The organism is Streptomyces sp. NPDC054866 (assembly GCF_053610745.1).
Map to the genome: position 1 here is coordinate 685,061 of NZ_JBSGZA010000004.1, position 18,324 is coordinate 703,384.

The window sequence follows — 18,324 nt, forward strand, 5'->3', positions numbered from 1 at the left end:
CACAACCCTGGGGCGGATACGTTCCGCGAGCGCGGGCGGCGGCAGCGGCAAGCTGCGCGCCCTGCGCAAGAACCGGCTCGCCATGACCGGTGGCGTCATCGCCGCCGTCTTCGTCCTCGCGGCGCTCTTCGCGCCGCTGGTCGCGCCCTACGATCCGGCGCGGCCCGACTTCGCCAACGCCCTTGCCGCGCCCGGCTGGTCGCACTGGCTCGGCACCGACGACCTCGGCCGCGACCAGCTATCCCGCGTCGTGTACGGGGCGCGGGCCTCCATGCAGGTGGGCGTGGTCGCGGTGGCGCTCGCGTTCGTCGTCGGCGTACCGCTCGGCCTGCTCGCGGGCTATTACGGCAAGTTCACCGACAGCGTGGTCTCGCGGCTCACCGACACAATGCTGGCCTTCCCCTTCCTGGTGCTCGCCGTCGGGCTCGCCGCGGTGCTCGGCCCCTCGCTCACCAACGCGACCATCGCCATCGGCATCTCACAGATCCCGGCCGTCATCCGCATCACCCGCGCGGAGACACTGCGGCTGCGGCACGTCGACTACGTGGCCGCCGCCGTCGCCAACGGAGGCGGCGACGCCACCGTCCTCTTCCGGCACATCCTGCCCAACGCCACCTCCGCGCTGACCGTCCAGGCGACCGTCGGCATCCCCGCCGCCATCATCGGCGAGGCACTGCTCAGCTTCCTCGGCCTGGGAGTCCAGCCACCGGAAGCGTCGCTCGGCGTGATGCTCTCCGGCGCCCAGTCCTTCCTCGCGCCCGCGCCGTGGATGGCGGTCTTCCCCGGCCTCGCGGTCGTCGCGGCCACCCTGGCGTTCAACCTGCTCGGCGACGGCCTGCGGGACATCCTCGACCCCCGAGGAGCCACCCGATGACCGAGCCTGTACTGAGCGTGCGCGACCTGTCGGTCTCCTTCCGCTCCGACACCCGCACCGTGCACGCCGTCGACCATCTCTCGTACGACGTCGCACCGGGCGAAGTGCTCGCGGTGGTCGGCGAGTCGGGGTGCGGCAAGTCGGTCACGGCGATGGCCGTGATGGGGCTACTGCCGCCCACCGCCCACATCGAGGGATCGATCCGGCTCGGCGGTGCCGAGATCGCGGGAGCGAGCGAGAAGGAGCTCGGGCGGGTCCGCGGCAAGGACATCGCGATGATCTTCCAGGAGCCGATGACCTCGCTGAACCCGGTCCTGACCATCGGCCGGCAGATAGGCGAGGTGCTCCGGCGCCACCAGGGCCTGTCGAAGAAGGAGGCACACGCGCGTGCCATCGAACTCCTAGACCTGGTCGGCATCCCGGCCCCCGCCCAGCGCGTCGACGAGTACCCGCACCAGCTCAGCGGCGGCATGCGGCAGCGCGTCATGATCGCCATCGCGGTCGCCTGCGACCCGTCCGTCCTGATCGCCGACGAGCCGACCACCGCGCTCGACGTCACCGTCCAGGCGGGCATCCTCGAAGTGCTCCAGTCCCTGCGGGAGAGGCTCGGCACCGCGATCGTGCTCATCACCCACGACCTGGGCGTGGTGGCCGACGCCGCCGACCGCGTCCTGGTCATGTACGCGGGCCGGCCTGTCGAACAGGCCCCGGTGGACGAGCTGTTCGCCGAGCCGCGCCATCCGTACACCCGCGGTCTGCTGGGCGCGGTCCTCCGCCCCGGCGGTGAGGGCAAGCGGCGGCTGCCCGAGATCCCCGGCCTGGTGCCGAGCCTCGACGCACAGCCGGACGCCTGCACCTTCGCCCCGCGCTGCGCGCACGCCGACGACCGGTGCACGACGTCCAGGCCCGGCTTCAAGGCGGTCTCCCGGAACACCGGTGCCGACGCCGCGCACCGGGCGGCCTGCTGGCACCCGCAGGACGCGGCCGTGCTCACGCCCACCACCCAGGAGGCCGGACAGTGACCCCCACACCCGTTCTTGAACTGCGCGGCCTTCAGCGGCACTTCGCGGGCCCCGGCGGTATCGTGCGCGCCGCTGACGGAGTCACGCTCACGGTCGGCAAGGGTGAAGTCGTGGGCTTGGTGGGGGAGTCGGGGAGCGGTAAGTGGACCGTCGGGCGCTGTGCCGTACGGCTCGACGACCCGACCGGCGGCACCGTCCACATCAACGGCACCGACGTGACCCGCCTTTCGCGGCGCGCCCTGCGGCCCCTCCGTAAAGACTTCCACCTCGTCTTCCAGGACCCCTCGTCCTCGCTCGACCCACGGATGACCGTCGGGCAGATCATCGCCGAACCCCTGCGCCTGCACTCCCTCGCCAAGGGGGACGCGGCACGCGCGCGTGTCGCCGAACTCCTCGGCCAGGTCGGCCTGCGCCCCGAGCACGCCGACCGGCATCCGCACGAACTCTCCGGCGGACAGCGCCAGCGCATCTCCATCGCCCGCGCGCTCTCCGTCGACCCGGACCTCCTGGTGGCCGACGAACCCACATCGGCCCTCGACGTCTCCGTCCAGGCCTCCGTCCTCAACCTCCTCGCCGATCTCCAGCGGGACCGTGGCTTCGGGTGCCTGTTCATCACGCACGACTTGGCCGCCGTGGAGTTCCTCGCCGACCGCATCGCGGTCATGTATCTCGGCCAGATCGTCGAACAGGCGCCGACCGCCGAGCTGTTCGCCGACCCCAAGCACCCGTACACACAGGCGCTCCTGTCCGCCGCGCCCGTGCCCGACCCGGCGGTCCAACGCACCCGCGAGCGCATCGTCCTCAGCGGCGAACTGCCGAGCCCGCTCGCCCCGCCGCCCGGGTGCCGCTTCCACACGCGCTGCCCGCTGGCCGTCGACCGCTGCCGCACCGAGGTGCCTGAGCTGCGCGAGCTTCCCGGCGGCGGTGGACGCCATGCCTCCTGCCACCTCGTCGCCGACGACGGCACGGCTCCGGACGCGGCAGCCGCACCGACCCTTCGTACGATTCCCCGTACCCGCACCGCACGCTAGGAGCAGCACTCTTGTTCACCACTAGGCCGACCCTGCAAGGCACCTTCGGCATGGTGTCCTCCACGCACTGGCTCGCCTCGCAGTCCGCGATGGCCGTCCTGGAGGACGGCGGCAACGCCTACGACGCGGCGGTCGCCGCGGGTTTCGTCCTGCACGTCGTCGAGCCGCATCTCAACGGCCCCGCGGGCGAGGTGCCGATCATCCTGGCCCCCGCCGACGGGGAGGTGCGGGTCCTGTGCGGGCAGGGCGTCGCGCCCGCCGGGGCGACCGTGGACCACTACCGCTCGCTCGGCCTCGAACTGGTGCCGGGCACAGGGCCGCTCGCGGCTGCCGTGCCGGGCGCCTTCGACGCGTGGATGCTGCTCCTGCGCGACCACGGGACCAAGTCCCTCGCCGATGTCCTCAAGTACGCCATCGGGTACGCGGAAGACGGGCACGCGCCCGTGGAGCGCGTCGGCGAGACCGTCGAGACGGTACGTGAACTCTTCGAGACCGAATGGCCGTCGTCGGCCGAGATCTACCTGCCGGGCGGCCGGTCCCCGCGGCCCGGCGAGCTCCTGCGCAACCCCGCGCTCGCCGCGACCTGGCGCCGCGTGATCGAGGAGGCGGGGACGGGCTCACGCGTCGAGCAGATCGAGGCAGCGCGGAAGATCTGGAGCGAGGGGTTCATCGCCGAGGCGCTGGTCCGCCAGGCGGGCCGTCCCGCGATGGACACCAGCGGATCCCGGCACACCGGAACGCTGACGGCGGCGGACCTCGCCGGATGGGAGGCGAGCTACGAGGCCCCGGCGACGTACGACTGGAACGGCTGGACGCTGTGCAAGGCGGGCGGCTGGAGCCAGGGCCCGGTCTTCCTCCAGCAGCTGGCCGTGCTCCCCTCGGCGCTCGCGGACCTGCCCGCGTACGGTTCCGCCGACTACGTCCACCTGCTGATCGAGGGCTGCAAGCTGGCCATGGCGGATCGCGAGGCCTGGTACGGCGACGCGGACGGCGCCGAGACGGTCCCCGTGGCCGAGCTGCTGTCCGCCGCCTACAACGAGGCGCGGCGGACGCTCATCGGCGAGAAGGCGTCGCACGACCTGCGCCCGGGGAGCCCCGGCGGGCGCACTGCCAAGATCTCCGCCCACGCGAGCGCCGTGGCCGCGGGCGAGCCCGGCTTCGACGCGCTCGGCCTGCCCGGAGCGGGTGCCGGTGAGCCGACCGTCGCCAAGAGCGGCACGTCACCCGTGCCCGGCGAACCGGCCGTTTCGGCGGACGGCGCGACCCGCGGCGACACCTGCCACCTGGACGTCGTCGACCGCTGGGGCAACATGGTCGCGGCGACGCCGAGCGGCGGCTGGCTGCAGTCCAACCCGGTCGTCCCGGAGCTGGGCTTCCCGCTCGGCACCCGCCTCCAGATGGCGTGGCTGGAGGAGGGCCTGCCCAACTCCCTCACGCCGGGCCGCCGTCCGCGCACCACCCTGACGCCGTCCCTCGCGCTCAAGGACGGCGTACCGGTGATGGCGTTCGGTACGCCGGGCGGAGACCAGCAGGACCAGTGGCAGGTGCACTTCTTCCTGGCGGTGGCGCTGCGCGATTCCGTACGCGGCGGCCTCGACCTGCAAGGCGCCATCGACGCCCCGAACTGGCACAACGACAGCTTCCCCGGCTCCTTCTACCCGCGCGGCATGCGCCCGGGAAGCGTCACGGTCGAGTCCCGCATGGACGAGGCGGTCATCGAGGAACTGCGGCGACGCGGGCACGACGTGACGGTCGGCGAACCCTGGTCGGAGGGACGCCTGTGCGCGGTGGCACGGGACCCACGGACCGGCGTGCTCTCGGCGGCGGCCAATCCGCGGGGGATGCAGGGGTACGCCGTGGGGCGGTAGAGAACCCGGAGAGCGCCCCGAAGGAGCGCGGGGAACTGCGCGAGGACGGACCACGATCCGCGGTCGGCAATGGCGCGAACCCGGCAGACGCAGATCCGAGGAGCCCTGCGGCACGGCCGGGTACGCGGCGTCGTGCGCCGCGTACCCGGCCGAAGGCGGGCGTCAGGGCCGGCCGCTCGTGCCCTGTCCGTCGAGCGACTCCTCCGACGACCGCTCCGGCTCTCGTGGGGAGGGCAGGGTCACCGCGGCGGTGGTTTCGCGGCGGCGTGAGACGGTGCCGCCCACCAGCGCGGCCACCGGCTGTGCGAAGCGTGCGGTCAGCGGGCCGACGATCACCAGGATCAGGACGTACGCCGTGGCCAGTGGGCCGAGCGAAGGTTCGATGCCCGCGGTGACCGCGAGACCCGCGATCACGATGGAGAACTCGCCGCGCGCCACCAGCGCACCGCCCGCCCGCCACCGCCCCTTCACGGAGATCTTGGCGCGGCGGGCCGCCCAGTATCCCGTGGCGATCTTCGTGCACGTCGTGACCACGGCGAGCGCGAGCGCGGGAAGCAGCACCGGCGGGATGCTCGCAGGGTCGGTGTGCAGGCCGAAGAAGACGAAGAAGACCGCGGCGAACAGGTCACGCAACGGGGCGAGGAGGCTGTGCGCGCCCTCGGCGACCTCTCCGGACAGCGCGATGCCGACCAGGAACGCCCCCACGGCGGCGGAGACCTGGAGCTGCTGCGCGATCCCGGCGACCAGGATCGTCAGACCGAGGACGACCAGGAGCAGCTTCTCGGGGTCGTCACTCGATACGAAGCGCGAGATGACGCGGCCGTAGCGCACGGCGAGGAACAGCACCAGACCGGCCGCCCCGAGCGCGATGCCCAGGGTGAGACTGCCGGCGGCCCACCCGACACCGGCCAACAAGGCCGTGATGATGGGCAGATACACCGCCATCGCCAGGTCTTCGAGGACCAGGATGCTGAGGATGACGGGCGTCTCGCGGTTGCCGAGGCGCCCCAGGTCGCCGAGCACCTTGGCGATGACCCCGGACGACGAGATCCAGGTGACGCCCGCGAGAACGACCGCGGCGACAGGACCCCATCCCATGAGCAGCGCGGCGATCGCGCCCGGCACGGCGTTGAGCCCCATGTCGACGAGCCCGGCCGGGTACTGCGTCTTGAGATTGCTGACCAGATCGCTCGCCGTGTATTCGAGGCCCAGCATCAGGAGCAGCAGGATGACGCCGATCTCGGCGCCGATCGCGACGAACTCCTCACTGGCGCCCAGCGGAAGCAGCCCGCCCTCGCCGAACGCGAGCCCGGCGAGCAGATAGAGCGGGATCGGGGAGAAGCGGAACCGCCCGGCGAATCGGCCGAGCAGCCCGAGCGCGAGGATGATCGCGCCGAACTCGATCAGGAAGACAGCGGAGTGCATCGAATCACTCCCGCCCGAGTATCGCGGCGGCGCTCTCCACACCCTCGCGGGTGCCGATCACGATGAGTGTGTCCCCGCCCGCGAGGCGGAAGTCGGGCGCGGGCGACGGAATGGCGTCGGCCCTGCGCAGCACGGCCACGATGGAGGCACCGGTCTCGGTGCGCATCTGGGTCTCGCCGAGCAGCCGTCCGTTCCAGTGCGAGGTACCGGACACCTCGATGCGCTCGGCGACGAGGCCGAGATCGGTGGTGTGCAGGAGGTTCGGGCTGTGGTGCGAGGGCATCAGCGCGTCGATCAGGGCGTCCGCCTCACCGGAACTCAGCCGCAGCGAGAGGGCGCACTCGTCGGGGTCGTCGGCGCGGTAGGCGCTGAGGGTGCGCGCGCCGTCCCGGTGCGCGACGACCGAGACCCGGCGCTGTTCTCGGGTCGTCAGGTCGTACCGGATTCCGATGCCTGGAAGTGGCGTCTGGCTCAGGCGTGAAGCGGGCACAGCTTTCCCCTAGGTGCTGATCGGGCTGGTGGGCGTCAATACGGCGTTAAGGTCACCCTATCGGCCCGTTCTTTGCCAGAACTTGGTGGTATAGGTCCCGTGCCGGGTCTAGGACTGACGCAGCTCTAAGGGTGATGCAGCTCTAGGGCTGATGCTCCGCCAACACCGTCTCGACGGAATCGGCTTCCGCCGGCGACTTGTCCTCGCGATAGCGCACGACCCGGGCGAAGCGGAGCGTGACGCCGGCCGGATAGCGGGTGGACTTCTGCAGCCCGTCGTAGGCGATCTCGACGACGAGCTCGGGACGTACGGTCACGACGAAGCCGTCGTCGCTGACCGCGAGCTCACGCAGTCGCTCGGTCTGCCAGGCGAGCATCACGTCGGTCATGCCCTTGAAGGTCTTCCCGAGCATGGCGAACGTTCCGTCAGGTCGCCGGGCACCCAGGTGCAGGTTGGACAGCTTGCCGGTACGCCGCCCGTGTCCCCACTCGGCGGCGAGCACGACGAGGTCCAGGGTGTGCACGGGCTTGACCTTCAGCCAGCTCGCGCCTCGGCGCCCGGCGATGTACGGCGCGTCGAGGGCCTTGAGTACGACGCCTTCATGGCCGCGGCGCAGCGTGTCGGCGAAGAACTCTTCCGCGGCGCCCACTTCGGACTCGTCGGCGGGGTCGGTGACGAGGGTGCGCCGCACCCGCATCGGCTCGGGGACGAGCCGGGCCAGATGGCTGTGCCGCTCGACGAACGGCAGATCGAGGAGATCCATCCCCTCGGCGTACAGGGCGTCGAAGAAGACGGGGGAGACGGGGAGCCCGGCTGCGGCGGTGGTGACGTCGACACGGGACCCCACGCGTCCGGCGATCTCTTGGAAGGGCCGGGGTCTGCCGTGGCTGTCGAGCGCGATGACTTCACCGTCGAGAATGAAGGTCTCACCCGCCAAGTCCCGCGCGGCAGTGGTGAGTTCGGGAAAGCGGTCGGTGATGTCGTCGAGGGTGCGGGTGTAGACGCGGACGTCGTCCCCGTCGCGGTGCACCTGGACGCGGATGCCGTCCAGCTTCTCCTCGATGGCGCACGGCCCGCCCAGCTTGCCGACGCCTTCGGTGACGGACCCGGCGCCGTGCGCGAGCATCGGCAGCACGGGCTGCCCGACGCTGAGCCGGAACTCGTCCACCGCGCTCGGCCCTCTCGCGAGGAGGGCCTCGGCGACGGGAGTCACCGCCCCGGCCAGCATCACCGCGCGGCGCACGGCTGCCGGCGGGGCCTCCGTGGCGCGGGCGAGGCCCTCCACGGCGATGGCATCGAGCGCGCCCTGCCGGACTTCGCCGGTCAGCAGCCCGACGAGGAACCGCTGCTCCTCGCCTGTGGCGGCACCCATCAACTCCCTTACGAGTCGCCTGCGTTCGGACTGGGACCCCTGCCCCGAGACGGCGCCGATGGCGGTCAGGGCGTTGTCCGTGGCCTGCACGGTGAGGGTGGGCTCGACGGCGGGCGGGGGCGCATCCTTCAGAAGACTCCACCCGACGCCCAGCCTCCCCTGGGGGAGGCGGCCCGCCAGGTAGGGGATGACGATGGGGGCGTCGGCGGGGGCGGCCGCGCGGAAGAGGTCGGAGAGGAGGGTGATCTTCTGGGACCGGGCGGGGGTGGTGGCGACGGCGGCGGATACGTGGGCCAGGCGGGCGAGGAGCATGCGTTCTCCTTTCCCCGATCCCACCCCTTCCCGAAACCGGGGCCCCGCGAAGCTTTCAGCCCGTCCGGCGTTTGAGGACGAACTCGGCGAAGCCGGTGATCGACGGCGCGCAAGGCCCCCGCGCCGGAGCGGGTTTTCGGGAAGGGGCGGGGTCGGGGACTGAGCCTGTCGACCCACCCCCGACACCCCCGACTACGGACTGTGACAGATATGGATCGGCCCGACCCAGGGCTCACAGACCGGCGAGGGCGGAGGCGTGGGCTCGACGGGGGTGGGCTCGACCGGCGTCGGGCCCACCGGAGCGGGCGTCGGGGGAGGCGTGGGAGTCGGCGTAGGTATAGACGTGGGCGTCGGTACCGGCGTCGCAGGTTCCGTCGGCTCGACGGGCGGCACGACCGGCTCGGTCGGCTCAGCAGGCGTAACCGGCTCAACCGACTCTGCTGGCTCCGAGGGGGCCTCCCCCTCCGGCCGCTCTGCCGGAGCCGACGGCTCAGGCGCGGGAGCGACCGGCTGCGCAGGCGCCTCCCCGACAGCAGGCTCCTGCTCCGGCGGCGCTTCCTCCTCGCCAGGAGGATCCTGCGCAGGGGGCTCCGGCGCAGGTGCCTCCTCCGCGGGAGGTTCCTGTACTGGGGGCGTCTCCTCCGCAGCCGCCTCCTCCGTCGAAGGTTCCTGCACCAGGGGCACCTCCGCCGAAGCCGAAGCCGAAGCCGGAGCCGAAGCCGGACCAGACCCAGCCCCCGCACCCTCCCCCCGACGCTCCGGCACAGGAGCCGTCGAGGCCGCCGAAGAGGGAGCCCGCTCCGGTGCCCCGCTCTCCACCGCGGTGGCCCGCTGCGGCGGCGCCGCAGGGTCAGGCCCCCCGAGCACGAGCCCCGCCGCCACAGCCGCCCCCGCCACAGACGCACCCACGACCCCCACCACCGCGGCCGGCACCTTGCCGCCTCCGGTGAGGACGTGACGTACGCCGTGCAGGAAGCCCCCGTGCCCACCCGAGCCGGAAGCGGCCCCCGCAGACCCCGCGGAACCCGCGGCCAGCGGCAGGAGGAACTTGCCCGTGCCGCCCAAGGCGAAGATCAGCAGCGCCGGTCCCACCAGCGCGGGAAGCCGGTCGTTCGCGCGGGCGAGCAGCGCGAGCCGTCCCCGGCAGTCGGCGCAGCCGTCGAGATGGGCGAGCAGCTGCTCGGACTGCCGGGCGGAGGCCTCGCCGCGTATGTGGCCGGGTATGCGGTCCCAGTGCTGCTCGCACGCGGGATCCTCGGGCGTCCCGGGATGGGCGCGCAGGAACGCCTGCCGCATCCCCTCGCGGGCACGGTGGAGCAGTACGGCCGTCGCGCCCCGCCCGGCACCGATCCGGCGCCCGACCGTCTCCAGCGGCTGCCCCTCCGCCTCGGCGAGCCACAACGCCTTCACCCAGCGCTCGGGCAGCTGCCCGAGCACGCGGCCGAGCAGGTCCACGGAGGAGACACGGTCACCGGGGTCTTCACCGCCACCGGCCACCACACCACCAGCCACCACGCCGAAGGGCTCGACCGTCTCCGGGGCATGCGGATCACGCGGTGTCTCGCGCCCGGCATCGCGCCCCACGGCAGCCGCCAGGTGCCGCACGGTTGTCATGAGGTACGCCGGTACGTTCTCGATCTCGTGCCCCGAGGACAGTCGCCGCCAGACGCGGAAGTGCGCCTCCGCGACGAGGTCGTCGGCGACCCAGGCGCTGCCGGTCAGCGAGCGCGCGTAGGCGACGAGACGCGGCTGTTCTTCCTCGTAGATGCGGGAGTACGCGGCCGTGGCGGGCGTGGTGACGGGCCCGTCGGCGGGGACGTCGGTCATGGCAGAAACTCTCCCGGTCCCACTGCGGGTGGTTCGGACGAATTCGAAAGCCTAGGCGTTAAATGTCCGACTTGTGATGCGAGAGTGGCGCAGGTCACACAGATCGGCCCGCGTGTCGCGTAATGAACCACCTGGCCACGGACTCGAACAGGCACGGAAGACGGAAGAACGCAGAGCGAGCAAGCGAGCAGCGGCAGCTGCGCCAGAACAGGAGTCCGATCATGGCCGTCACCCTTGAGCAGCCCGCCCGCGCCTGCCTGATCACCCCCGAAGGGCGCGAGCGCGCGCTGCCCGTGACCCTGCGCTATGCGGCGGCCGACCCCCTGGCCGTCCAGATCGTCTTCCCGTCGGAGGCCTCCCTCGATGGCGCGGAAGTCACCTGGATCTTCGCCCGTCAGCTCCTGGAGGAGGGGCTGCGCGCCCCCGCGGGCGGCGGCGACGTGCACATCTGGCCGTGCGGCCGGGCCCGCACGGTTCTCGAGTTCCACGCGCCGCAGGGCCTGGCCCTTGTGCAGTTCGACAGAGCCGTGCTGCGGCGTTTCCTGCTCCGTACGTACGCCGTGGTGGGGGTGGGGTGCGAGGCCGCGGGGCTCGGCCTGGACCAGGATCTCGCCCGTCTGCTGGGCGGAGTCTGAGCGGGAGGCCCCCGGCCACGATCAGCGGTGGACGCGGGCCGACCGCCGCCGCCGGATCACCACCACCGCACCCGCCACCAGAGCCGCCGAACCCCCGGCCACGAGAAGGTTCGCGGTCCAGTCCGAGCCGTCCGAACCGCTTGCGTGGGCGGCGAGCTCGGCAGCGGTCACGGAACCCTGCGCCGTGCCCCGCTTCTCGCTCGCCGGGATCAGCGAACCCACCGGCCTGACGTGCTTCGCCGCCTTGAACCCCCAGTCGAGGAGCGACCTGGTCTCCTCGTACACGCGGTACCCGCCGCTCGCCTGAGGGTTCATCACCGACACGACGAGGGTGCGGCCGCCGCGCTGCGCCGCGCTGATGAGGGTGTTGCCCGCGTGGCTGGTGTAGCCGTTCTTGATGCCGAGCAGGCCCGGGTAGGGGGCCACGCCGTCGGCTCCGGTGAGGAGCCGGTTGGTGTTCTGGATGGGGTAGGACCAGTCGCCGTGCGGGAACTTCGCGATCGACGTCGAGCAGTAGCGGGCGAACTGCGGGTCCGCGAGCCCCGCCCGGCCGAAGACCGCCAGGTCGTACGCCGACGACACCTGCCCCGCCGCGTCGTAACCGTCGGGAGAGACCACATGGGTGTCGTGGGCGCCCAAGGCGCGGGCCTTCGCGCGCATCTGACGGACGGTCTGCTGCCAGCCGCCGTTGAGCTTGGCCAGCACGTGCACGGCGTCGTTGCCGGAGCTGAGGAACACGCCGCGCCACAGGTCGGCGACGGTGTAGCTGCGTCCCGCCTCGATGCCCACCAGGCTGCTGCCGTCCCCTACCTCGGAGAGCTCGCTCTGGGTGACCCGGTGCCGGGCCACGGCGTCCAGGCGGGGCAGGGCCGTGAGGGCGAAGAGCGACTTGAGGGTGGAGGCGGGCGGCAGTTGGCGGTGCGCGTTGTGGGCGGCGAGCACTTCGCCCGAACGGGCGTCGGCCACCAGCCAGGAGAGGGCGGAGACGTCGCTCGGCACGGCCGGGGCGCCGGCGCCGGGCCGGACCTGAACGCCCGGCCTGTCGAGGAGGTTCGAGGAGTAAGCGGGCCCCGGCTTGGGTGGCGTGGGCTCCTCGACGGCCGCGGCGACGGGTGTGGGCAGGAGGACCAGAGCGGCCAGCGCGAGGGCCGCGGTGCGGACGGACGAGGAGCGCGGGAGGTACCTGATGACCATTCAGTCACCGTACGAGCGCGGCCTGAAGCCCGCAGGTCAGCTTGGTCCGGCTGGATGTACGGGGCGGTCGGCGGCCTGCGCGCCAAGGGAGTTGTGAGGTCGGTCACGAATGACCGCTCTCCCCATTACTTTCCTCTAGGTACCTACTGACCCCGCGCCGGTAGCTTCCATCGAGTCGGCGAAGAACGACGCAGCAGAACGACGCAGAAGAACGACTCATACGACTCGTGGGAGCGAAGAATGATCGCGGTGACCGGGGCTACGGGCAATGTCGGCAGGCCTCTCGTGCGGGCCCTCGTCGAGGCGGGTGAACAGGTCACGGCGGTCTCGCGCGGGACAGCGGCGCCGGACACCCCGGAAGGCGTACGACATCGGCAGGCCGATGTGGCCGACCCGGTGGGCCTCAAGCCCGCGCTGGAAGGCGCCGAAGCCCTGTTCCTGCTGACCTCCGGCGATCTGGTGCTCGGCGGCGGAAACGTGAACGGCGCCCTCGAAGCCGCGCGGTCCTGCGGCGTCCGGCGGGTCGTCCTGCTGTCCTCGCAGGGCGTCGGGTCGCTACGGCACCCTCCGGAGTTCGAGAACGCCGTCAAGCGGTCGGGCCTGGAATGGACGGTGCTGCGCCCGGGAGGCTTCGGCTCCAACGCCTTCCTCTGGGCCGACTCGGTCCGGGAGCGGCGGGAGGTGGCCGCGCCGTTCGGGGACATCGCGCTGCCGGTCATCGATCCGGCCGACATCGCGGAGGTCGCGGCCGCCGCGCTGCGCGACAGCGGCCACGGCGGCGCCACGTACGAACTGACCGGCCCCGTCCCCCTCTCGCCCCGGCAGCAGGCGGCCGCGATCGGGGACGTGCTGGGCGAGCCGGTGCGGTTCGTCGAGCAGAGCCATGCGGAGGCACGGGCCCAGATGATGCGGTTCATGCCCGCGCAGGTCGTGGACGCCACCCTCGCCATCCTGGGCACGCCGTCCGCCGAGGAGCAGCGGGTGAGCCCCGACGTCGAGCGGGTCATCGGCCGTCCGCCCCGCGCGTTCGCCGAGTGGGTGGCGAGGAACGCGGCAGCGTTCAATTAGCGAGGACGGTCACCCTGCCCGCCCTCAGCCACCCGCTCCCCAGCCGCCCGCCCGGACGTGGAGATCCAGACCCTTCGTCCCCGGCGCCTCCACGCCCGGCAGCAACCGCATGTCGTGGTCGTAGTCGCCGCCGACGAGCGAGCGGAACGGGACCGGCTCATCCGTGAAGAGCCCGGCGAGGCGTCGCGCGTACTCACGCTTCGCCGCCGCGAACTGATCCTCCGGCAGCTCGTTGGCGGCGTACACCGCGAACGGTTCCAGGGGCGCCATGCCGGTGAACCAGAACAGGCCGTGCTGCACCGGATGCAGGACGTCCGCGAGGCGCCCGTGGATCCCCCGCTCGGAGAACGCCGACTCCCGGGCGCCGACCGTCACCGACACCAGCGCACGGCGCCCCCCCAAGGCACCCTCGCCCCCGCGTCCCCCGACGTCCACCCCGAGTGGGAGGCCAGGGCGGCGGAGGCCGTGGGCCAGCTGCGGGTGGCGGCGGGGCGTTACCCCGAGGACACGGAGCTTGCCGCGCTCATCGCCGAACTGGCCGCGCGCAGCGCCGAGTTCCGGCGGATCTGGGACAGCGGCGAGGTCGTGATGTGCGCGGCGGGCCGCAAGCGGCTGCGGCATCCGGTGGCCGGACTTCTCACCCTGGACTTCGAGAGCCTGCATGTGCCGGCCGCGCCCGGTGAGACGGGCCTGGTGGTGCACGTGTTCAGCGCCGAAGAGGGCAGCGCGGAGAGCGACGCGCTCGCGGCCCTGGCCCAGGGCTTGCCCTCCCATGGCCGGGACGGCTAAGGCGCGGCACACCGGAAGTGACCGGTGTGCCGCGCCTTAGCGGTGCAGTGGTGCAGCGGTGTAGCGGTGCGGCTGGGTTACTTCGGCAGGTTCGCCTCGATCGCGGCGACGACCTCGGGGGCGTCCGGCTCGGTCTGCGGGGAGAACCGGGCCACCACGTCGCCGCTCGCGTCGACGAGGAACTTCTCGAAGTTCCAGCGGATGTCGCCGGTGTGTCCCTCGGCATCCGCCGTGCCCACGAGGTTCCCGTACAGCGCGTGCCGGTCGTCGCCGTTCACGTCGACCTTCTCGGTCATCGGGAAGGTCACGCCGTACGTCGCCGAGCAGAACTCGGCGATCTCCTCGGACGTACCGGGCTCCTGGCCCATGAACTGGTTGCAGGGCACGCCGAGGACCGTGAAGCCACGGGCCGCGTACTTCTCCTGCAGCCGCTCCAGGCCCGCGTACTGCGGGGTGAGCCCGCACTTGGAGGCGACATTGACGATCAGGACGGCCTTGCCCAGGTACTGGCCCAGGTCCGCCGAGCCGCCCTGAAGGTTTTCGATCTTTACCGCGTCGTAGACAGACATGCTCCGGAGCCTACGCTCCGGCCGAAGCGCGCCCGCAGGGAGATGGTGCCCCCTCGTCATTCCAAGACAGTCGCCGTCCGATTCAGGCGTCCGCAGGCGACCAGTTCGACGGTCGTTGCTACCGCGATCGCCTGGATCGCCATCAGAGCGATCAGCACGAACAGCTGCACCGCGCCCGCGAGGACGGGGGACGCGCCGCCCAGGAGCATGCCGACGAAGGCCCCGGGGAGTGTGACCAGGCCCACCGTGCGGGTCTGGTCGAGTCCCGGCAGCAGGGCGTCCGACGCGGCGGGGCGGATCACCTCGAGGCGGGCGTCCCGGTCCGGCAGGCCAAGGGCCAGGCCCGCCTCGAACTCGCCGTTGCGGGAACGGAGTTCATCCAGGGCACGGCGCCCGCCGAGCACCGTCGCGGTCAGCGCACCGCCGATGAGGATGCCCGTCACGGGGATCATGGCGATGCCGTTCACCGGCAGTAGACCGGCCAGGGTCAGCCCCGCCACCACCGGGACGACCGGCCCCGCGATCGGCAGCGCCGCCCACCACCAGGTGCCGTTGGCGGTGATGCGGCGCCCCGCCGTACGCGCGGCGACCGCGAACATCAGGAGCAGGAAGGCGAAGAGCGCCACGACGTGGTGGATCACCCAGCCGATCACCAGGGACACCACGCCCAGCTGTACGGCAGCCCGCACCCCGGCCACGAGGATCTCCCGCGCCCTGCCGTACGAGCCGTCGGGGGAGAGGCGGAACACGGCTGCCGTCGTGGCGGCGGCGAGCAGGAGGACAAGGAGCACCACACCGAGCGTCGCGTTGACCGGAAGCAGGGCCTGGGCAGCGAGATCACGCACCAGCCCACCCTAGGCGGCACCGCGGCCCGCGGATCAGGGAAAGAGCCTGAACAGATCAGGGAAAGAGCCTGAAATCGATGATCGGAACTCGTGCGTCCGGGGTCGTCGCGGGTGGGCCCGGTCTGTGAGGATGCGGGAAGAACATGCGATGCCGGACGAGCAAGTAACGCCGGAAGAAAGAAGGGCTGACCTCATGGCGCAGCAGGTACAGGGCGTGATCGCGCGCGCGAAGGGCGAGCCGGTACGGATCGAGACGATCGTCGTGCCGGACCCGGGGCCCGGGGAAGCCGTGGTGAAGGTGCAGGCCTGCGGGGTCTGTCATACCGACCTGCACTACCGCGAGGGCGGCATCAACGACGACTTCCCCTTCCTCCTCGGCCATGAGGCGGCGGGCATCGTGGAGTCGGTCGGCGACGGTGTCACGGAGGTCGCGCCCGGCGACTTCGTGATCCTCAACTGGCGTGCGGTGTGCGGCCAGTGCCGCGCCTGCCTGCGCGGCCGCCCCCAGTACTGCTTCGACACGCACAACGCCAAGCAGAAGATGACCCTCACGGACGGCACGGAGCTCTCGCCCGCGCTCGGCATCGGCGCCTTCGCGGAGAAGACCCTCGTCGCCGCCGGGCAGTGCACCAAGGTCGACCCGGCCGCCTCGCCCGCCGCGGCCGGGCTCCTCGGCTGCGGTGTCATGGCCGGTATCGGCGCCGCCATCAACACCGGCAACGTCGGCCGCGGCGACTCGGTCGCCGTCATCGGCTGCGGCGGCGTCGGCAACGCCGCGGTCGTGGGCGCGCGCCTCGCGGGCGCCGCGAAGATCATCGCCGTGGACATCGACGACAAGAAGCTGGATACGGCCAAGGGCCTCGGCGCCACGCACACCGTCAACTCCCGCTCCACCGACCCCATCGAGGCGGTCCGCGAGCTGACCGACGGGAACGGCGCCGACGTCGTCATCGAGGCGGTCGGCCGTCCGGAGACCTATGAACAGGCCTTCTACGCCCGCGACTTGGCGGGCACGGTCGTCCTGGTCGGCGTGCCGACACCGGAGATGCGCATCGATCTGCCGCTCCTCGACGTCTTCGGGCGCGGCGGCGCGCTGAAGTCGAGCTGGTACGGGGACTGTCTGCCCTCACGCGACTTCCCGATGCTCATCGACCTCTACCAGCAGGGGCGCCTCGACCTGGACGCGTTCGTCACGGAGACGATCGCGCTCGCAGACGTGGAGAAGGCGTTCGAGCGGATGCACCACGGGGACGTCCTGCGTTCGGTGGTGGTCCTCTGATGGCGGCGCGCATCGACCACTTGGTCACATCGGGCACGTTCTCCCTCGACGGGGGCACCTGGGACGTCGACAACAACGTATGGATCGTGGGTGACGACAGCGAGGTCGTCGTCATCGACGCGGCGCACGACGCGGACGCCATCGCGGCGGCGGTCGGCGGGCGCCGCGTCGTCGCGATCGTGTGCACACACGCCCACGACGACCACATCGACGCGGCCCCGGCCCTCGCCGACCGCACCGGGGCGCCGATCCTGCTGCACCCCGCCGACGCGGAGCTGTGGAAGCAGACCCACCCCGACCGCGCCCCCGACGGTGAGCTGTCCGACGGGCAGGAACTCACCGTGGCGGGCACGGAGTTGAAGGTCCTGCACACCCCGGGCCACTGCCTGGGCGCCGTCAGCCTCTACGCGCCCGCCCTTGCCGCGGTCTTCACCGGCGACACGCTCTTCGCGGGCGGCCCCGGAGCGACGGGCCGGTCGTTCAGCGACTTCCCGACCATCGTCGACTCGATCAGGGACCGCCTCCTCACGCTGCCCCCCGAGACGGTGGTGCGGACCGGGCACGGCGACAGCACGAGCGTCGGTGCGGAGGCGCCGCACCTGGAGGAGTGGATCGCCCGCGGTCACTGACTGACCGCACTGACAACGGCCCCGCGTGGTTCACCGCGCGGGGCCTTTCGCGTACTGGCCCTGTCCCGCGATCTCCGATAAGTTAGGCAAGGCTTACCTAATGGAGGTTGAAGGATGGGTGTCCGTCACGCCAGCACGACCGTGCCCACTGCAGCGGCACGCGCTCGCTCACTGCTCACCACCGCGTGGTCCTGCGCGGTGACCACGGAGATCGGCAGGGATGAACTCGTCGGCGCGCACAGCGTCACGCCGGAGGGCATCCTCCTGCTGTCCCCGCCACCCGACAGCGCGCTGGCCACCGCGATGATCTGCGCGCCGCGCGGCGAACCGTCCACCCTGGTGGAGTTCGCCGACGTCGCCCCCGTGCCGGTCAGGGACCGGATCCGGGCCCGGCTGTGGCTCTCGGGGTCACTGGTACCCGACGGGGAGGGATTCATCTTCACGCCGACCTGCGCCGTACTGCACGACTCCACGGGCGGCCGCATCGGCATCGACCTCGACGAACTCGCCCTGGCCGCGCCCGATCCGCTGGCCGAGGCGGAGGCGCGCCTCCTCACCCATCTCGCCGACGCGCACGAGGACGCCGTCGAGCAGCTGACCCGGCTCGTGTGCGCGGACAGCCTGCACGGCGTGGTCCGCGTACGCCCGCTCGCCATCGACCGCTACGCGCTCACACTGCGCCTTGAAAAGGCCCGCAGCCAGGCGGACGTCCGGCTCGCCTTCGACGAGCCCGTCGAGGACGTGTCCCAGGTGACCGAGCGCATGCACATCCTGCTCACGAAGGCCCGGCACCTGCGCCGCCCCCTACTGCGCCCCACGCCCCCCGATGCCTGAATTCGCCGACTTCATGGACCGCAGCGCGAGTACGAGCACGCCGATGTCATCGAGAAACACCGGGTCCGGCAGCAGATCGGCCGGCAGGACGAGATAGGCGACCGCCCCCCAGAACACCCACTGGCGCTCGACGGGCAGTCCCGCCGCGCGCAACGTGCGGCGTGTGCGGACCAGACGTACGAGCAGCGCGATCGCGACCGCGAGTGTCGCGGCCACCAGGACCGCGCCGGCGACAAGGAGGACCGTGACTTCCGTGCTCAT

General features: G+C 71.9%; 19 protein-coding genes. 10 read left to right on the plus strand and 9 right to left on the minus strand.

Going from position 1 to position 18,324, the window contains the following annotated elements:
• Positions 1 to 7: 7 nt before the first annotated feature.
• Genes ACWGI2_RS23750 through ACWGI2_RS23765 form a run of 4 tightly spaced genes read left to right on the plus strand, consistent with a single transcriptional unit; the run spans position 8 to position 4,795 of the window.
• Positions 8 to 874, plus strand: coding sequence for an ABC transporter permease (locus ACWGI2_RS23750; RefSeq protein WP_453396523.1), 867 nt, complete (start codon positions 8 to 10; stop codon positions 872 to 874).
• Positions 871 to 1,896: an ABC transporter ATP-binding protein gene (locus tag ACWGI2_RS23755; protein ID WP_453697452.1), complete on the plus strand. Its 1,026-nt coding sequence runs from the start codon at positions 871 to 873 to the stop codon at positions 1,894 to 1,896. Before ACWGI2_RS23750 ends, ACWGI2_RS23755 begins: the two co-directional genes overlap by 4 nt.
• Positions 1,893 to 2,927: an ABC transporter ATP-binding protein gene (locus tag ACWGI2_RS23760; RefSeq protein ID WP_453697453.1), complete on the plus strand. Its 1,035-nt coding sequence runs from the start codon at positions 1,893 to 1,895 to the stop codon at positions 2,925 to 2,927. Before ACWGI2_RS23755 ends, ACWGI2_RS23760 begins: the two co-directional genes overlap by 4 nt.
• Before the next feature lie 11 nt (positions 2,928 to 2,938).
• Positions 2,939 to 4,795 carry a gamma-glutamyltransferase family protein gene (locus ACWGI2_RS23765; RefSeq protein WP_453697455.1) on the plus strand — a complete coding sequence of 619 codons (1,857 nt, stop codon included), beginning with the start codon at positions 2,939 to 2,941 and terminating at the stop codon, positions 4,793 to 4,795.
• Positions 4,796 to 4,957: 162 nt separating this feature from the next.
• On the opposite strand, the gene ACWGI2_RS23770 is transcribed toward ACWGI2_RS23765, so the two are convergent.
• From ACWGI2_RS23770 to ACWGI2_RS23785, 4 genes are all read right to left on the minus strand, one after another.
• Positions 4,958 to 6,220 (minus strand): cation:proton antiporter, encoded by a 1,263-nt coding sequence (locus tag ACWGI2_RS23770; RefSeq protein WP_453697456.1) that lies wholly within the window; start codon positions 6,218 to 6,220, stop codon positions 4,958 to 4,960.
• A 4-nt stretch (positions 6,221 to 6,224) separates the two neighbouring features.
• Positions 6,225 to 6,710, minus strand: a complete 486-nt coding sequence (locus ACWGI2_RS23775; protein WP_336605696.1) for a cation:proton antiporter regulatory subunit — start codon at positions 6,708 to 6,710, stop codon at positions 6,225 to 6,227.
• Between the two features lie 142 nt (positions 6,711 to 6,852).
• Positions 6,853 to 8,394: an ATP-dependent DNA ligase gene (locus ACWGI2_RS23780; RefSeq protein WP_453697457.1), complete on the minus strand. Its 1,542-nt coding sequence runs from the start codon at positions 8,392 to 8,394 to the stop codon at positions 6,853 to 6,855.
• 192 nt (positions 8,395 to 8,586) lie between these two features.
• Entirely contained in the window at positions 8,587 to 10,221 is a 1,635-nt protein-coding gene (locus ACWGI2_RS23785; RefSeq protein ID WP_453697459.1) for a sigma factor, read from the minus strand.
• 221 nt (positions 10,222 to 10,442) lie between these two features.
• On the opposite strand from ACWGI2_RS23785, the gene ACWGI2_RS23790 reads away from it, so the two are divergent.
• Positions 10,443 to 10,856: an SsgA family sporulation/cell division regulator gene (locus tag ACWGI2_RS23790; RefSeq protein WP_453396312.1), complete on the plus strand. Its 414-nt coding sequence runs from the start codon at positions 10,443 to 10,445 to the stop codon at positions 10,854 to 10,856.
• A gap of 21 nt (positions 10,857 to 10,877) precedes the next feature.
• Here ACWGI2_RS23790 and ACWGI2_RS23795 read toward each other — a convergent pair whose 3' ends face one another.
• Complete coding sequence (locus tag ACWGI2_RS23795) at positions 10,878 to 12,050, minus strand: D-alanyl-D-alanine carboxypeptidase family protein (protein ID WP_453697461.1); 1,173 nt, start codon at positions 12,048 to 12,050, stop codon at positions 10,878 to 10,880.
• A gap of 240 nt (positions 12,051 to 12,290) precedes the next feature.
• Here ACWGI2_RS23795 and ACWGI2_RS23800 point away from each other — a divergent pair, with 240 nt between their 5' ends.
• Positions 12,291 to 13,118 (plus strand): NAD(P)H-binding protein, encoded by an 828-nt coding sequence (locus tag ACWGI2_RS23800; protein ID WP_453697463.1) that lies wholly within the window; start codon positions 12,291 to 12,293, stop codon positions 13,116 to 13,118.
• A gap of 24 nt (positions 13,119 to 13,142) precedes the next feature.
• On the opposite strand, the gene ACWGI2_RS23805 is transcribed toward ACWGI2_RS23800, so the two are convergent.
• The gene (locus tag ACWGI2_RS23805) at positions 13,143 to 13,493 is read right to left on the minus strand and encodes an NAD(P)H-dependent oxidoreductase (RefSeq protein ID WP_453697465.1); all 351 of its coding nucleotides are present in this window, start codon (positions 13,491 to 13,493) and stop codon (positions 13,143 to 13,145) included.
• 90 nt (positions 13,494 to 13,583) lie between these two features.
• Here ACWGI2_RS23805 and ACWGI2_RS23810 point away from each other — a divergent pair, with 90 nt between their 5' ends.
• Entirely contained in the window at positions 13,584 to 13,907 is a 324-nt protein-coding gene (locus tag ACWGI2_RS23810) for an MmyB family transcriptional regulator (RefSeq protein WP_453697466.1), read from the plus strand.
• 77 nt (positions 13,908 to 13,984) lie between these two features.
• Here ACWGI2_RS23810 and ACWGI2_RS23815 read toward each other — a convergent pair whose 3' ends face one another.
• A complete protein-coding gene (locus ACWGI2_RS23815) occupies positions 13,985 to 14,476 on the minus strand; it encodes a glutathione peroxidase (RefSeq protein ID WP_453697468.1) in 492 nt (163 codons plus the stop codon).
• A 56-nt stretch (positions 14,477 to 14,532) separates the two neighbouring features.
• Positions 14,533 to 15,321 carry an ABC transporter permease gene (locus ACWGI2_RS23820; RefSeq protein ID WP_453697470.1) on the minus strand — a complete coding sequence of 263 codons (789 nt, stop codon included), beginning with the start codon at positions 15,319 to 15,321 and terminating at the stop codon, positions 14,533 to 14,535.
• A gap of 193 nt (positions 15,322 to 15,514) precedes the next feature.
• Between ACWGI2_RS23820 and ACWGI2_RS23825 the strand changes: the two genes are divergently transcribed.
• From ACWGI2_RS23825 to ACWGI2_RS23835, 3 genes are all read left to right on the plus strand, one after another.
• The gene (locus ACWGI2_RS23825) at positions 15,515 to 16,600 is read left to right on the plus strand and encodes an S-(hydroxymethyl)mycothiol dehydrogenase (protein WP_453697472.1); all 1,086 of its coding nucleotides are present in this window, start codon (positions 15,515 to 15,517) and stop codon (positions 16,598 to 16,600) included.
• Positions 16,600 to 17,229: an MBL fold metallo-hydrolase gene (locus ACWGI2_RS23830; RefSeq protein WP_453697474.1), complete on the plus strand. Its 630-nt coding sequence runs from the start codon at positions 16,600 to 16,602 to the stop codon at positions 17,227 to 17,229. The genes ACWGI2_RS23825 and ACWGI2_RS23830 overlap by 1 nt, the downstream gene beginning before the upstream one ends.
• A gap of 114 nt (positions 17,230 to 17,343) precedes the next feature.
• Positions 17,344 to 18,063: a DUF2470 domain-containing protein gene (locus ACWGI2_RS23835; protein ID WP_453697475.1), complete on the plus strand. Its 720-nt coding sequence runs from the start codon at positions 17,344 to 17,346 to the stop codon at positions 18,061 to 18,063.
• On the opposite strand, the gene ACWGI2_RS23840 is transcribed toward ACWGI2_RS23835, so the two are convergent.
• Positions 18,034 to 18,324: a DUF1232 domain-containing protein gene (locus ACWGI2_RS23840; protein ID WP_453697476.1), complete on the minus strand. Its 291-nt coding sequence runs from the start codon at positions 18,322 to 18,324 to the stop codon at positions 18,034 to 18,036. The two genes, ACWGI2_RS23835 and ACWGI2_RS23840, sit on opposite strands and share 30 nt — an antisense overlap.